Source organism: Leptospira terpstrae serovar Hualin str. LT 11-33 = ATCC 700639, from assembly GCF_000332495.1.
Taxonomy (GTDB): Bacteria; Spirochaetota; Leptospiria; order Leptospirales; family Leptospiraceae; genus Leptospira_A; species Leptospira_A terpstrae.
The window spans coordinates 73,930-88,890 of the sequence record NZ_AOGW02000015.1; the positions used below are offsets into that span (position 1 = coordinate 73,930).

The window sequence follows — 14,961 nt, forward strand, 5'->3', positions numbered from 1 at the left end:
GGGATACAAAACTTAGATTTGCCCAGAGGATGAAACCTTGGACAGGATAGTATTTAGGACAGTTTCCGTGTCGAGGGTGCTCGTGTCAATCAGGATTGCGTCCGAAGCCTGTTTCAGGGGGGCCACAGTACGGGTGGTGTCACTTTCATCCCGAGCCACAATCTCCTCTTGGATGTGTTTTAGGTCGGCTTTAAAGCCTTTTGTAACTAATTCATCGTATCGGCGTTTGGCCCGCACTTCCACAGAGGCGGTCAGAAAAAATTTAAATTTCGACTTGGGAAAAACTTCGGTTCCAATATCCCGACCGTCCATGACCAGTTTATGGCTTTTTGCGAATTCGCGGATATGGTGGTTTAGAATCTCTCGAAAGGCTCGCCTGGGGGCGATGTAACGGATTTTTTTTGTGATCTCAGGATCGCGGATTTCATGACTTATGTCTCGTTCTCCCAAATACATTAAATTTTCTCCCGTAGAAGAAAGTTCACAATGTACGGGAATTTTTGCCACGGAATAGCCAAACTCTTCTTCGTCCTTTTCGAGTAGACTGGCATCTGCCAATTTTTCTGTATAAAAAGGAAACTTAGACTCATCCTCTTTGGTTTCCAAAAACTTATCCCATATAGCGAGCGTTAATGCTCTATAAAAGGCTCCTGAATCTAAGTAAAGATACCCAATTTTATGGGCGATCATACGGGCAAGTGTACTTTTTCCAGAGCCGGCTGGTCCATCAATGGCGATGACATTTTCAATATTCAGAGTACTCATAAGTTTATAATCTAATGGTAGAACGGGAATTGATTTCGTCCAGAGGAATTCTTTGGGCAAGGAAAGGCTAACCGATGGTAAACGATTTTCCCTTGACATGTATATTTTTCATTATAGGATCAGTGGCACTCGGTGGATACTTGTGAAACTTAGAAACCGCAATCTGGATCCAGAACGAATTGCTGACTTCGAATGTTTCCGTAGCGGAATTTTAGAGCTCATTGTCAAAAATACACCACTGACAGAGATACTAAACGAAATTGTTCTTGGGATTGAAACTCTCAACCCGAGCATGATTTGCACTGTAGTGCTTATTGAAAATTCTAAAATCAGAATGGGGGCTTCCCCTTCTCTCCCCAAAATTTTTAACGAAGCCATTGAAGGAGTGAGCATAGGACCTGAAACTGGTTCTTGTGGAACGGCAGCTTACACTGGGAAACGAGTCATTGTAGAAGATATAGGAACAAGTCCTTTATGGAAAAACTACAAAGAAATTGCTCTCAGTGTCGGACTTGCATCCTGTTGGTCGGAACCAATCAAATCCCACACTAATGAAACCATTGGTACCTTTGCTATTTACCACCATGAGATCGCTAGCCCCAATGAATTTGATATCTTTATCATCTCAGAGACTGCTGACCTAGTTAGCATAACCATAGAAAAATTCAATGTATCAATCAAACTAACAGAAAGCGAAAGAAGGTTCCGTGATTTTTTCGAAAAGAATTCTTCAGTAATGCTCATCATCGAACCAAATTCAGGTGAGATCATCAATGCCAACCAAACGGCCGTTCAATTTTACGGATATCCTCATGAAATTCTAACAAAAATGAAAATTAATGAAATCAATATGCTTCCTGAAGAGGAGATAAAACAAGAGAGGATGCGGGCACTCGCCGAAGAAAGGAGTTATTTTTCTTTTCCACACAAATTGGCCAATGGAATCATCAAACAAGTAGAAGTTTACTCTACGCCTATTGACACAAGCAACCGCCACTTATTATTTTCCATCATCCACGATGTTACTGAAAGGAAAATAGCGGAAGAAAAAGTGAAATCCCTTCTTTCTGAAAAGGAAATGATTCTAAAAGAAGTACACCATAGAATCAAAAACAACATGACAATCCTTTACAATCTTTTGGATCTCCAAGCAGGGTCACAAGAAAACGAAGCTTTACGAAATTCATTAAAAGATGCAACCAGTCGTATCAAAACCATGGCCCTATTGTATGATAAACTTTACTTACAAATGGCATTCCATGAACTCCCTTTAGATGCATACCTTATCCCATTGACCAACGAGATCATATCCCTGTTCCCCTATCCAGTTCATATAAATATCGAAATCGGGAACTTTTCTCTCACTGCAGAACAACTTCAGGCTATAGGAATTATTACCAACGAACTTCTTACCAACAGTTTAAAATATGCTGGTGGAAATGCCAAAGAGTTAGAAGTCCAAATCAAAGCTTGGAAAGAAAATAACGAAATTCATTTGTTGGTTAAGGATAATGGAAAGGGATTTGCACATAAGGATTCCAATTCAGACAAATTTGGATTTGGTTTGACTTTGGTGATGATGTTAGCCAAACAACTCGCCGGCAAACTCATGTTTAATGGAGATGCCGGAGCAGAGTTTCATATTGTATTTCCTATTCGAACCACCCATCCTTAGAAACTGGGAATGTGTATCGAAATCTTTTTTTGGAATTTCCAAGGTAGGCAAATTCCATACGAATATTTTCTACATGACTAAGATCGTTTCCACTATCTAAGTACAAACGAATTTCCTTCTCCATAGTCTTCCGATAGAAATAATTATCCTTAATGTAATTGTACATGATAAGATATAAAATTTTATTTTCTTCTGATAATTTTGGATTTGGATTCTCTGCACTTTGGCTTGCAAACCTAAGTTTTCCATTGATAAAATGCAAATTAGACTGTATCAAATAATTAGCAGGATTTGTTTGGTCCATTTGGATGACTAGAGGGAGTTTTACTTGGTTACAATTCCAATAAAACCTAAGTGTGGGTTCTTCCAAATTTACTTCTTTCCAAAAAAATTCCAATTCATTCTTATCACTACACAACTCATTAGACTTTTCATCAGAATTTGGAATACGAACCATGTTTTTGGGGAAAATGGAAAATACGGTTTGTTTTTGACTGTACTCCGAATACACTCCATGAGGAATCCAAACAGTATTCTCTAATTTTTGAACCAACTCGGTAGCTATTTGTTCTCCACTTCTTTTTTTTATCTCTTTATAAAGAGAAGTAGAAAGAGTATTGATAAACTCGGGGAAAAAACGATCTCCCGCATTTGTTTTGGCGATGGCTTGAAAGATGGTAACATCTGCTAACTCAGTACCCACAAATTTTCTATATTGCCAAAGTAATGATGGTATATAAACAAAATCTTTTTTGAAATCTGATTCAATCGTTGAATCATAATACCCAATTTCTTTGTCCAAACGAAAAGAAGAAACTAGAAGTTGGCGTTTCACCGCTTCACATGTTTTGTGAGTGTATAATTCTGGATGATCTATTAAAGACGCTGCATAATAATCCGAAATCCCTTCTGCAAGCGAACGACCGATCGCATTGTTTCCCAAATATTTTCCAGTAATCAAATGAGTATACTCATGATAAATGGCATCAGGACAAGAGGCAGTATCTATAATTCGATCAAATGCAAATCTTCCAAAAAAAGGGAAATCCCATTTAGGAGCAAACCATAACTCACTGTTCCAACTTCCTTTAGATTCGGAAGGGGGAATGGCTAAAGCTGTATTTTTCAGAGATACTTTGGTATCAAAATAATCTGTCGGTGAATAAGCGTAAGGTGCATCCACTCGAATTCTTACTTTAGGATTAAATTCAGTGATTTTTTCTTTGGAACCTGATGTAAGGGCAATCGATTTAAATTTGGATTCGATTTTACGTAATTGGTAACCTAAAGTTAGGTATTTCAGATTTCCTTCCACTTGTTCGATGGGAATTGGTGTTTGGTCTACACCAGAGTGGATGGCAAAATTTTCTAGAATATAATGAGTTTGGGATTTTAGGCCTAGTTCTTCTATATTTATGATTTTGTGAACGAACTGCTTTCGTTCTCCTTCCCAATCCAAAACTTGGTTTTCTTTTTTTCCTTCTGCATTTAGTTGTAACCCAAAGAATAAAGCGAAAATAGAAAATAAGATGTAGGTTCTTTGTATCCAAAGAACACTTCGAGACTGTGTATTCTTCATTGTTTATTACTCTATTGAATTTATTTTTACAAAGAGATCTTGTTTCTAGTTGTCATGATGAATGTCTAGAAACAAGATTCTTAAATTTTTATTTTGAAGTTTCAATAAGACTTAGAATCCAAGTCCCACAGAATCATACATTCCACCAGAGACCACGTTTCCTAGTCCACCAGTATGAATGAGGATACCTACTACTGCAACCACAGTCACCGAAGCGAGTACGTTTTCAAAAACTTTGAAGTTATTTCCGTGAAGGTAGTTTCCTGTAGATTTTTTTAACTGAATGGAAGAAACGATCTTATCCATATCTTGATCAAGAGTACCTGCAAATTCAGCATTTTTAATTTCTCTGCTAATTCTGACAAATTCTTGTGGAGTGATATGCGCCTTAAGATACTCGTTCGCTTCTTTAGCTGTCATTCCGTTCTTTACAAGTACGTTTGCGGCTTCTCTTACGCTCATTTGATTTGGTTGCGCTGCGAATGCTGCTTGAGTTGCAAACACGATTGCTAATATTAAACTAATTTTCTTTTTCATGGGATAATCCTTTGAATCAAATTTGTTTTTAGTAGAATGTTTCAAACCATTGCGCTAAAAACTTGAATCCATCCTACTACGAAAAAGAATCCAAATCGTCTGGTTCGATCGAATTGGAATGAAAACTACGTCCGAATTTATCGAGATGGATGTTTTTTTAGGATTTTTTCTCTATATTCTCTCGGAGTGGTTCCTGTTTCTTTTTTGAAGGCTTCATTAAAAGTAGATTTAGAACCAAAACCTACATCATAAGCAATCGCAAGAAGCGACCTTTCCGGTTCTTTTTCTATTTTTTCCTTAGCTTCTTTCACTCGGTATAGATTTGTATACTGGTAGAAGCTCAGTTTGATTTCCATATTTAGAAATTCAGAGAGTTGGTGAGAACTAAGATCCATTCTTTCGGAAAGTTCGCGGAGACTAAGTTTTTCTTCTCGGTATATCTTTTCTGTTTCAAACAGATCTTGTAATTTGTTACGAATTAGGTTGTGATCCAGTTTGGAAATTTGAGAAATTCTTTCTTTTTTTTCTTCTTCTACAATCTTACGAACTTCCAAAAAGAAATCAGGATAGGATTGCCTAAGCACATATAAAAAACAGAAAAAAAGTCCAATGGCCACACCGGTTACTTGGTGAGAATTTTGGCCGCCAAAAACCAAAGTTTTTAAACCATGTAGAGAGAGTGCCAAACAAAAACCAACAATCAAAAGGCCAATCTTTAAAGTGGGTTTTTTCCTAAGTGTACTAAAACGAATTTGTTTTGATATCCTTCTAAAGATTCGTAACATACACCAAATATAAATTAGAATCGCAGGCAAAACGAGTAGAAGTGGACGATCCAAAAAGGAATGAGCAGGTGTTTCAGAATTTCCTAAGTAATAATCTTTATGCCAAACATTCCAGATCAATATCGAAACGAGGAATAAAAACAAAGGAACCATTCGATAAGATAATCTGCGAAAAGAACGAAATTTCCCTTCTAAAACGGTAAGAAAATATTCATCTAACAAAACACCAATGCCTGCTACAACAGGTAAGTCAGTGAGAAAAAGATAATACAACCCTTTGATTGTGCCTGAGGAAACTAGATAAAAGTGAAATAAAAGAAAACTTGTTCCGAGAAAGATGATTCCAAGGAGGATTTGTTTTCTACTTTTATGGTAACTGAAGAATTCACCGATCGCATATAATAAACCGAGGAGTGATGAAAACAAAAGAAAGAAGTTTATGGAATCATTGTAATTTTGAGAAAAGAAAGACATCGTTACACCAGTTTCCATCGCAGATGATGGGTTTATTTGTTCTCTTTAGACTAGAAGAGAATTTGATTCTGATTCGACTACCATTCATTTTCCTTCAGGAAAGAAATATAATCACAATACAAATAGACATAGACTAAAATAATTTAAACACAATTTGTCCGTTTCGATCGAAACGGATTTTTAAAATGATTTTAGAATATCGAAGAACCCAGGGAAACTTGTGTCCACCCAACTCGTATCATCAAACGTTAGTTCAACGTTCGAAAGTTTAGAGAGAATGGCAAAACTCATTGCAATCCTGTGGTCCATAAAAGTTTCTATGGCACAAGTTTGAATGTCTTTCACTTCCCCGAATTCATATCCATCTTTCGATTCGTTTACCTTCACTCCAAGTCTTTCCAAATTGGTAACCATGGACTGGATTCGGTCAGATTCTTTAGCGCGGAGTTCTTCTGCATGAGAGATTTGAAATCCGCCCTCCGAAAAAAGGCCAGCAATAGTTAAAATAGGAATTTCATCAATGATTGAGGGGATGAGATCTTCGGTGATCACAGACCGTTTTAGTTTTGATGGATATACTAGTAAATCGCCAATCTCTTCACCACATTCCTGTCGTTTGGCGGTGACTTCAATATGTCCCCCCATGTTTTTTAAGACAGTTAAAATTCCCACTCGAGAAGGATTGAGGCCAATATTGCGTATGAGGAGAGGTTCACTTCCCCCCGCACAAAGACCAAATACAATATAAAAGGCAGCACTGGAGATATCACCAGGAATAACAAATTTAGCACCTGTAAAATGATATGGTGGTTTAACAGAAAAATGTACTGGCGAATGGTGTGTGATATTTCCACCCAAAAACCGAATCATATTTTCTGTATGATCTCTCGAAACTTCTGACTCTTTGTAATCGATAGAAATTTCAGAAGCCAAGGCCGCAAGTACCAAAGCACTTTTGATTTGTGCCGAAGCAATAGGACTTGTATAAGAATAAGTTGTTAATTGTTTTCCTGTCACACGAAGGGGAGCCCTATCATTTCCTTCTACAGAAACAATGTCAGCACCCATTTCCCGCAGTGGGTTCATGATCCTTGCCATCGGACGTTTGCAAAGAGAGGCATCTCCCGTTAGAGTGGCCGAAATTTGTGGAAGCCCTGCCAGTAGACCTGCAGAAAGACGGATCCCCGTCCCTGCATTTCCAAAATCCAAATCACCAACAGGAGATTTTAAGTTATTTTTTCCTGGGCTTTGTACGGAATAACTTCCTTTTCCTATGGATTCCACCGAAAGCCCTAAGCTTCCAAAACAATGTAAGGTATGAAGAGGATCTTCTCCTTCTAAAAAACCATGAATTTCCGATTTTCCTTGGGAGAGTGCACTAAAGAGAACAGATCTATGCGAGATCGACTTATCTCCAGGGACATAAATTTCTTTTTTGGCACTTAATTTGATTTGGGGCTGCAACATGTTGTATTTTTCTAAAAAGTATTTTGCAATTTGGTGCTTCTTTAGTAGCTTTTGACGGAAACCAAGGTTTCTCAAACGAACAACCAAATGCCTCTAGATACCAGTAAAAATAACCAAAAGATCCCAGTCAATCCAGGTGAAGTCCTTTTCATCGGGGGCAAAGCCTCGACTTCCATGAACATCCTACATGAAGGATCGGTTCGAGTGGAAACCACTCTCGGAGATATAAGCATTGTTCTCTATAGTTTAGAAGGTGCAAACCTAACACCAGGTATCTTTGCTCTTCTAGAAGGAACTCCTTATCCTTATACCATTCGCGCCAAAACATCTTGTGTTGTATCCACTTACGTGATGAACCAAGCCAATGCAAAAAAAACTCTCACTTCCAAAGTTTCAGTGGGTGTGATGGCCGTTCGAACCTTACTGAAAGAAATTGGCGAACTCTACAAACGTGTCCTTTCCATCAAAGGACTGGCATCCAAATTCGAACAAACCATGGACAACTTAGGTGCCGTGTATTATATCCTAAATCCCTCCATCTTTTCTGATGTCACTCCTGGGTCTCTCATCACAAGAGATGAAAACATCATTGACCCAGTGATGAAACTCATCCGAAACAACTTGGCTGGGTTCCAAGAACATGGGGGAATGCTTCCCGACAAACCCACTGTGAATTTTTTAGAAGAAGATCATGGTGAATTTTTTGAGCGTAACTATAGCGAAGCTGTGGAATGGAACGATGCAGAATTTCATTTCATCAGAAAAATACTTTCAGTGAATCCAAAAATTTCGCAGGCACTCTTCGAAGCAGATCCTACATTACTACAAAGTGCTGCAGAAAGTTATGTGAAAACCTATCGCGAGTTATTTGAACTATTAAGCAAAGAAACATACGAACTCTCAGAAATGATGAACACTATGTTTACTGGTGAAAATGCTCTGATTGAAAAATTTAATTTAACTTTAGATTTGTTTAATACGGGTTATTCTACTATCCCATCCACTGTTTTGTTACCTGTAACAGAATGGGCATTAAAAAAATCCAAATCTTTGTTAGATGAATACAAACAGATATTTGGTTCTCCTTATTCTGGTGTTGGCAATAGTTTAGACAAACTAGAAACAAAACAAACAGAACTCACTGCCAAATACGGTCACGAACTTTCAGCACAAAAAAATAAAGATGAGATGGCTTCACAGGGAAGTGAAACCATTCGCGCGGGGATCGATACCAAAGCTCTTAAAGTGGAACTTATGAATTCGGCAAGCCAAATTCTAAACTATTCCCAAGCAGATCCAGATTCAGTAAAAGAGTTTTCTACCCTAATGGTAAAACTCAAATCCTTTAAAAACCCTTTGGATCCAGAACCAGACAATCGCAAAATCAGAAGAACCATTGCTAAAACTTATTGGGAAGTGTATAAAAAATCTTTCTCCAAATGGCTACAGTCGGGCAAACAAGCCCCTAAAGCCGTGGAACTTATGTTACGTTACGGTTACTTCGACGAAAGCTTACTTGACGAAGGCCATATTGTAGAATTAGTGAGTCGATTGCACCAAGGGGGAGGAAACCCAACAGCTCCCATCCACTACGGAACGGATTGGCTTGAAAAAATATACTCACGGGAAGTCCCCACTTCAGTGGACGAACTCGGGCAAACATTCTTTGAAAAACTCAAAATGGATTTAAAAGATTCAGGGATTAAATCGGAAAAAGACATCCCACCTGATTATGATACAGGGGACGCAAGGCTTGGATCTGAAATCTCTTCCATGTATGAACCTAACGTACGTTTGACCTCAGGTAATATTGCGAGTCACTTCCCTATTTTGACAAAATACCATATTACGATCCCCTTGGAAAAATGTTTTGTTTCCAAAGATGATGTGGAAAAAGCACTCCAATACATCTTAGGTGTAGATTATACTGCCTTCAACCGAGAAGTGATTTACCGCAATGAAGAACTCGGAATCAAAAGTGAATTTGTACAAAGGTCCATCATTCCAGACTTCATCCTCGTACCGTCGATTGGTCCCAAAATTATGATGTGGCAAGACCTTTCCATTTTCCGTGGTGCTGGGTCCAAAGAATCTAGAGGTAGAATTTGTATCCCACACTTTGTGACGGGAGATTTAAAAACCTTTATGTTGGAAGCCATCGCCGCTTTTCGTTGGGAACTTTGTAAAAATATCCTAGGTCCCGATTGGAACAACGTCGGTATTCCATCCATTACAGCAGATTACACGGATTATGTGCAGTTCTTCAAAAAGAGTAAAGACCTTTCCCCAGAACTCAAAGAGAAAATTTCCTCGGAATTCAAACGATTCCGTACAGACCGCGACAAATTTGCTTACGACTACTCTATGTGGATTCGTTATGAAGCAGAAGGCGTACAAAGGGTCAACCGTGTGGTTCGCTCCATCTTTTATCGCCACATCCCATTCCATAAAAACATCAGAGAAAAGGTGAGCACACAACCGGCCTACGCAGAACTCCACAACCGATTCAAAAACGTGCGCACTCGCCAACACAAGGAATTCGAAAACAAATACAAAAAGTATATGGATGCCAGCGGAAACCTGCCCAAAGAACTTTATGAGAATTTGACTTTTTACGAAGTTTAATCCTTGCCAACTTCCATAGATGCAATTAAGTTGCATCTATGGAAGCCATTCAAAAAGTCGATGTTGCCATCATTGGGGGAAGTTTTTCCGGACTCTCCGCCGCTTTGTCTTTAGTTCGATCATTAAGACAGGTTCTTGTCATTGATTCAGAAAAACCATGTAACGCCAACACACCTGCCTCGCATAACTTCATCACCCATGATGGAAAACCTCCGGGCGAAATTCGGGCTTTGGCTTTAAAAGATTTAAAACAGTATTCGAATTTTCAACTAACGATAGGCGAAGTTGAATCCATTGAAACAGTAGATGGTGGTTTTATTTTGCAAGGAAATGGATTTAAAAAAGTCCAAACAGATAAAATTATTTTTGCTACTGGCCTGAAAGACATCCTTCCGGAGATTCCAGGATTTCTTTCCTCCTGGGGAAAATCTGTCATTCACTGCCCCTATTGCCATGGTTACGAAAACATAGGCAATACAACCGGGCTTTGGATGAATGAAGAAGGAGTATTCGAACATTCTAAATTTCTAAAGCACTGGTCAAAACAATTGACTGTTTATACAAACGGACCGATACAATTTTCGAAAGAAGAAAAAATCAAATTAGAAACAGAAGGGATCTCTATCATTACAGAAGTGGTAAAGTCTCTTGTTCATAATGAAGGAGTAATCTCTGCTATCCAATTGGCTTCCGGAAAGGAAATTCCAATCCAAGCACTGTATACAAGATTACCAATTGTACAAAATTCAAAACTACCAGAACAACTTGGCTGTAAGCTTCTACCTAGTGGGCATATCGAAGTAACCAATTTTTATGAAACGAGTGTTCCGGGAGTTTGTGCAGTGGGAGACATGGCATCGATGTTTCGATCGGTTGCTCATGCAGTCCACTCCGGAAACATAGCAGGAGCCATGCTCAACCGTTCGATGATTCTATCGTAATTAGACTTCTTCTACAAAATAAGGTCTTGTGTATTCTCTGACAATCTCGACAACAAACCGGCCCCAGGATTTGGGGTCTTCTTGGGAGATATTCACTTGTTTGATTTTTGGGAAATAAGCGGTGGGTTTAAAAACAGTATGAGTGAGTTCCAAAGCCCGAAGGTAATTATCCAATCGTTTTACTTTTACAAAATTGATGATTTCATTTTGGATTTTTTCTTTTGGTAAATAACCAACAATGATCATGCGGGGGAATAGGTTTTTTTTGAGTAGTCCGATGAAGTCTTCAAAACTATCAACTCGGTCAATAAAACCTTCGTAAGCCCCACCCCCCAAGTTCATGATTTGGGTCACGATGTCCATGGAAAAAGAAACTCCTTCCATGGTGGACATATCAGAAATGATGACAAGCCCCTCGTCCGGTTGGAAAACTTTGAACATATCGACACCCTTAAAGTGGCGACGGAGGAGTTTTGCTGCAGATACATCGATTTCTTGGGCTTTGGCGAGGAGAACCTTCCCTTGCGGGTCTAGGATGGGATCTCGCGTGATCAGATACCGTTTTTTTACGGCATTTTGGTTCATGACTCGAAAGGCCTTTACTTTTTCCTCGATTTCATCCAAGGTTGAGTAACCAATCTTAAGTACATTTTCCCGTTTGCGTTTCCCTATGTCTGTTTCTTCCATGAAAGCTTGGTGCCTAAATCTTTGTATTGCTTATCCTATGGCAATTCTACCAATGTATAGCATATTTTTGTCTAAGGAATAGAATGAGGTTTAATTTTTCCCTATTTCCCCTACTCTTACTCGTAATTGGTTGTTCTACGGTAGATTTTATCCCAGAACCTGACTACAGGCCAAATGATTCCCGTTATAAGGTGAAATCCTGGGAAGAAGTCGAAATCCTACGTGAAAGGCCTAAACGTCTCTTCAAAATCGTGGGTGAAGTAATCATACGCAATACAGAAGATCTCACTTGGGATGAATATGAACTCCGAGTCAAAAAGGATATGTTTCGACGAAAGATTGACGGAGTTTGGATGACAGAAAAAAACCAAAATACGGTTGATGCGGTGACTGTAGAAACAATGGATCAAAAAGGTCGTTCCACAAACTCTTATTTACAAAAATCAAACCTTCCCTATTGGAAGGGTTATGCGTATAGGTACAAATAAAATTGTATGGCTAGAATCTTTGACTCTGAAATTTATATTTCCCCAACAGATGAGTGGATCTTTCGAGAAAACAAAATCGATAAAGAAGAAATCTTACAGTATTTTCGTAACAATCTGCACGGTAACGAAAAAGGTGTTTATATCGAAAATAAATTTGGTGACTTAAGCGAACATGGATACATTCGCATCGATGGTTTTCCATGCCATGTCCTCCATGTCGAACTTACAAATTCTGGAATGGTATTTTTTACCGATGATGGAAGGAGTTATCCTTTTGGTGAATTTGAAATTTATGAAACAAGTGATGGTGGACTTTTAGGACTTAGATCTACAGAAGAAAAAGTAAAATATAGATTTACCTGGAATGCAGCAAGAGAACTTTCTGATCATTTAGAAGAAGAAGGTGGTGTCACCTATTTAGAATGGAACGGGGTGAAAATGGAAGTTCCCAAGTACACGGGAGAGATTTTAGTGCCTCTCCCTATCGACTATACTTAATTCGAAGGAGCCTCTTCATCCGATTTCAATTCTCTCCAAAGGTCATTGGCTTCTAAAAAATCTTTTTTAAGAGTTAAGGCTTTGTGAAGGTATTGTAAGGATCTTTCTGGTCGATTCCACAATTTGTAAAGTGTAGCTAAGTTAAAATAAGAAATATGCGGGGCATCGTTACGTTCGCAACGAATGGATTTTTTAAGCCAATATACGGCTTCCTTATCATTGCCCATACGTAACAATAGAACTCCGATTTCATTGCAAGGATTGCCGTATTCATGGTTTAAGCTGACTGCCTTATAATAAGAAGTCAGAGCATCACTCCATTGGCCGAGGGCATTTTGCACCAAACCTAAATAAAAATAGGCTTCTTCGGATTCTTCCAATTCTAAACTGGAACGGAGATGGAATTCAGCTCGGTCTAAATCGCCGATTTTAAAATGGTCTTTTGCTAAATCTAATGAAAGTTGGAAAGAACTAGAAGACAATGAGATCCTCACACTTTTCTTTCATTTTCGGATGTCTTAAAAAATCTCAGTAAAACTAATTTTTATTTTTTTAAGGTCTCTACCAATTCATCTGCGATTTGGGTCGCTGTCAGTCGGTAATGGTCCAAAATCTGATTCCTTTCCCCATGGTGGATGGGTTCGGGAGGAAGTGCGAAGGTTTTTAAGAACTTACCCAAAAGAGAAGATGGGATTTCATTCAGAAGGAATCCAGAGGCACCGGCATGGATGTAACTTTCATCCAGAATCACAAACCGTTTGTTCTTTTGAATTTGTCCATGGACCAGGTCCGTATCATAAGGTCGTAACCAAAAAAGATCCACGACGGAAACGTTCATTCCCTTTGCCTTCAGAATTTCTGCGACCGAATTGGCAATCGGTAACATAAATCCAACGGAAAGAATTAGCAAATCCTCTCCTTCCTTTATCAGTCTTCCCTTTCCTTTGGTCACTGAAAATGGGGAATCAAACTTTAACTCGCGTAAGTCGCCGTTGTCTTTCGGGAAACGAATGGCAATAGGATGATCCGTATAATCCTTCATAAAATGAAGGCTATCAATGATATCTTGGGCAGAACTGGGAACAATGATGTCCATATTCGGAAGGCCAGCCAAATACCCAAGATCCGAGAGTCCTTGGTGAGTTTCTCCATCGGGGCCAACAATCCCTGCCCTATCGATCACGAACCGAACAGGCAAATTCATAAGGGATACATCTTCTACAAGTTGGTCCATAGCCCTTGTTAGAAATGTGGAATAAATACACATGTACGGAATGGCACCACCGCTTGTCATAGCACCGGCAAATGCAACGGAATGTTGTTCGGCTATTCCCACATCAAAGGTATGAGATGGATATGTTTCTTGGTATTCGCGTAGACCCGACCCTTCAATCATCGCAGGCGTAATGACTGCGATCCGTTTGTCTTTGTCGGTTAAATCGGTCAGTGTTTTTCCAACAATTTTGGAAAGGCCAATCTTATTTGAATCGGAAGAAGCCATTTTCCCAGATTCTTTGTTAAACGGTGTCACACCATGGTATTTGATAGGATCGGCTTCTGCAGGTTTGTATCCTTTCCCTTTTTGGGTTAATACATGCAAAAGAATGGGACCTTGAATTTTAGAAAGATTTTGTAACATCTGAACCACACGGTTCACATCATGTCCATCAATAGGTCCAAAGTAGGTGAATCCCAAATCTTCAAAAAGTCCACCGGGACGCATCATAAAATGTTTAAACGAAGTTTCCATATTGTGGGCTAGCGCTTGTAAAGCGGGCCCAATCAGAGGAATCCATTTTAAAAAACTATAAAATGCCGTCTTACCTTTGTTATAGATTTGAGATGAAATAATTCTATTGAGATAATTGGAAATGGATCCCACATTTTTGGAAATCGACATATAGTTATCATTCAAAATGACTAACATATTCGGTTTGATATGTCCGCCATGATTCATGGCTTCGAGTGCCATTCCTGTAGCGATGGAGGCGTCGCCAATGACTGCCGCTACTTTATAATCTTTTCCTAGAAGGTCACGGGCACAAGCCTCACCCAATGCTTGGGAGATCGAAGTCCCCGCATGGCCTGTGTTGTACAAATCGTATGCAGACTCTTCTCGTTTGGGAAAACCAGAAAGACCCTGCCACTTACGAACAGTGGGGAGCTCTTTTTTACGACCAGTAAGGATTTTATGAGGATAGGTTTGGTGACCCACATCCCAAATGATTTTATCTGTTGGAGTTTGGAAGACGTAGTGTAGGGCAACAGTAAGTTCCACAACACCTAGGTTACTAGCAAAGTGCCCTCCCACATCGGAGAGGGTGTCGATGATGTATTCCCGAAGGTCATGGCAGACCTCGGGGAGTTCTGCTTCTGTTATCTTTCTAAGGTCTTCCGGAAATTGGATTTTGTCGAGATAAGGATACGATGGCATGTAAAC

General features: G+C 39.1%; 13 protein-coding genes. 5 read left to right on the forward strand and 8 right to left on the reverse strand.

Annotation, left to right across the window (positions count from 1 at the left end):
• Window positions 1-12: 12 nt before the first annotated feature.
• The gene (gene cmk, locus LEP1GSC203_RS15150) at window positions 13-765 is read right to left on the reverse strand and encodes a (d)CMP kinase (RefSeq protein WP_039938188.1); all 753 of its coding nucleotides are present in this window, start codon (window positions 763-765) and stop codon (window positions 13-15) included.
• Between the two features lie 142 nt (window positions 766-907).
• On the opposite strand from cmk, the gene LEP1GSC203_RS15155 reads away from it, so the two are divergent.
• The gene (locus LEP1GSC203_RS15155; RefSeq protein ID WP_002974987.1) at window positions 908-2,440 is read left to right on the forward strand and encodes a histidine kinase dimerization/phosphoacceptor domain -containing protein; all 1,533 of its coding nucleotides are present in this window, start codon (window positions 908-910) and stop codon (window positions 2,438-2,440) included.
• On the opposite strand, the gene LEP1GSC203_RS15160 is transcribed toward LEP1GSC203_RS15155, so the two are convergent.
• The 4 genes from LEP1GSC203_RS15160 to aroA all read right to left on the reverse strand — a co-directional run bounded on the left by LEP1GSC203_RS15160 (window position 2,418) and on the right by aroA (window position 7,282).
• Window positions 2,418-4,019, reverse strand: a complete 1,602-nt coding sequence (locus tag LEP1GSC203_RS15160; protein WP_002974955.1) for a hypothetical protein — start codon at window positions 4,017-4,019, stop codon at window positions 2,418-2,420. The two genes, LEP1GSC203_RS15155 and LEP1GSC203_RS15160, sit on opposite strands and share 23 nt — an antisense overlap.
• Window positions 4,020-4,130: 111 nt before the next feature.
• Window positions 4,131-4,556 (reverse strand): hypothetical protein, encoded by a 426-nt coding sequence (locus tag LEP1GSC203_RS15165; protein ID WP_002974915.1) that lies wholly within the window; start codon window positions 4,554-4,556, stop codon window positions 4,131-4,133.
• A gap of 137 nt (window positions 4,557-4,693) precedes the next feature.
• Window positions 4,694-5,815: an AraC family transcriptional regulator gene (locus tag LEP1GSC203_RS15170; RefSeq protein WP_002974946.1), complete on the reverse strand. Its 1,122-nt coding sequence runs from the start codon at window positions 5,813-5,815 to the stop codon at window positions 4,694-4,696.
• Window positions 5,816-5,995: 180 nt separating this feature from the next.
• A complete protein-coding gene (gene aroA / locus LEP1GSC203_RS15175; RefSeq protein ID WP_002974896.1) occupies window positions 5,996-7,282 on the reverse strand; it encodes a 3-phosphoshikimate 1-carboxyvinyltransferase in 1,287 nt (428 codons plus the stop codon).
• Between the two features lie 87 nt (window positions 7,283-7,369).
• On the opposite strand from aroA, the gene LEP1GSC203_RS15180 reads away from it, so the two are divergent.
• Together LEP1GSC203_RS15180 and LEP1GSC203_RS15185 are read left to right on the forward strand one after the other, a co-directional pair.
• On the forward strand, window positions 7,370-9,907 hold the full coding sequence (locus LEP1GSC203_RS15180; protein WP_039938168.1) for a cyclic nucleotide-binding domain-containing protein: 2,538 nt from the start codon (window positions 7,370-7,372) through the stop codon (window positions 9,905-9,907).
• Between the two features lie 38 nt (window positions 9,908-9,945).
• Complete coding sequence (locus LEP1GSC203_RS15185; protein ID WP_002974919.1) at window positions 9,946-10,848, forward strand: NAD(P)/FAD-dependent oxidoreductase; 903 nt, start codon at window positions 9,946-9,948, stop codon at window positions 10,846-10,848.
• Here LEP1GSC203_RS15185 and LEP1GSC203_RS15190 read toward each other — a convergent pair whose 3' ends face one another.
• Window positions 10,849-11,535 carry a hypothetical protein gene (locus LEP1GSC203_RS15190; RefSeq protein WP_002974889.1) on the reverse strand — a complete coding sequence of 229 codons (687 nt, stop codon included), beginning with the start codon at window positions 11,533-11,535 and terminating at the stop codon, window positions 10,849-10,851.
• Window positions 11,536-11,618: 83 nt separating this feature from the next.
• Between LEP1GSC203_RS15190 and LEP1GSC203_RS15195 the strand changes: the two genes are divergently transcribed.
• Complete coding sequence (locus tag LEP1GSC203_RS15195) at window positions 11,619-12,023, forward strand: hypothetical protein (protein ID WP_002974886.1); 405 nt, start codon at window positions 11,619-11,621, stop codon at window positions 12,021-12,023.
• Between the two features lie 6 nt (window positions 12,024-12,029).
• Entirely contained in the window at window positions 12,030-12,521 is a 492-nt protein-coding gene (locus tag LEP1GSC203_RS15200; RefSeq protein WP_002974905.1) for a hypothetical protein, read from the forward strand.
• Here LEP1GSC203_RS15200 and LEP1GSC203_RS15205 read toward each other — a convergent pair.
• Window positions 12,518-13,003 (reverse strand): tetratricopeptide repeat protein, encoded by a 486-nt coding sequence (locus tag LEP1GSC203_RS15205; RefSeq protein WP_002974979.1) that lies wholly within the window; start codon window positions 13,001-13,003, stop codon window positions 12,518-12,520. The genes LEP1GSC203_RS15200 and LEP1GSC203_RS15205 overlap by 4 nt on opposite strands.
• A 62-nt stretch (window positions 13,004-13,065) precedes the next feature.
• On the reverse strand, window positions 13,066-14,955 hold the full coding sequence (dxs, locus tag LEP1GSC203_RS15210) for a 1-deoxy-D-xylulose-5-phosphate synthase (protein WP_002974921.1): 1,890 nt from the start codon (window positions 14,953-14,955) through the stop codon (window positions 13,066-13,068).
• Window positions 14,956-14,961: the final 6 nt, after the last annotated feature.

Coding starts and splice junctions, on each gene's coding strand:
- cmk (WP_039938188.1), bottom strand. CDS start 765: ATGAGTACTCTGAATATTGAAAATGTCATCGCCATTGATGGACCAGCC.
- LEP1GSC203_RS15160 (WP_002974955.1), bottom strand. CDS start 4,019: ATGAAGAATACACAGTCTCGAAGTGTTCTTTGGATACAAAGAACCTAC.
- LEP1GSC203_RS15165 (WP_002974915.1), bottom strand. CDS start 4,556: ATGAAAAAGAAAATTAGTTTAATATTAGCAATCGTGTTTGCAACTCAA.
- LEP1GSC203_RS15170 (WP_002974946.1), bottom strand. CDS start 5,815: ATGTCTTTCTTTTCTCAAAATTACAATGATTCCATAAACTTCTTTCTT.
- aroA (WP_002974896.1), bottom strand. CDS start 7,282: ATGTTGCAGCCCCAAATCAAATTAAGTGCCAAAAAAGAAATTTATGTC.
- LEP1GSC203_RS15180 (WP_039938168.1), top strand. CDS start 7,370: ATGCCTCTAGATACCAGTAAAAATAACCAAAAGATCCCAGTCAATCCA.
- LEP1GSC203_RS15185 (WP_002974919.1), top strand. CDS start 9,946: ATGGAAGCCATTCAAAAAGTCGATGTTGCCATCATTGGGGGAAGTTTT.
- LEP1GSC203_RS15190 (WP_002974889.1), bottom strand. CDS start 11,535: ATGGAAGAAACAGACATAGGGAAACGCAAACGGGAAAATGTACTTAAG.
- LEP1GSC203_RS15195 (WP_002974886.1), top strand. CDS start 11,619: ATGAGGTTTAATTTTTCCCTATTTCCCCTACTCTTACTCGTAATTGGT.
- LEP1GSC203_RS15200 (WP_002974905.1), top strand. CDS start 12,030: ATGGCTAGAATCTTTGACTCTGAAATTTATATTTCCCCAACAGATGAG.
- dxs (WP_002974921.1), bottom strand. CDS start 14,955: ATGCCATCGTATCCTTATCTCGACAAAATCCAATTTCCGGAAGACCTT.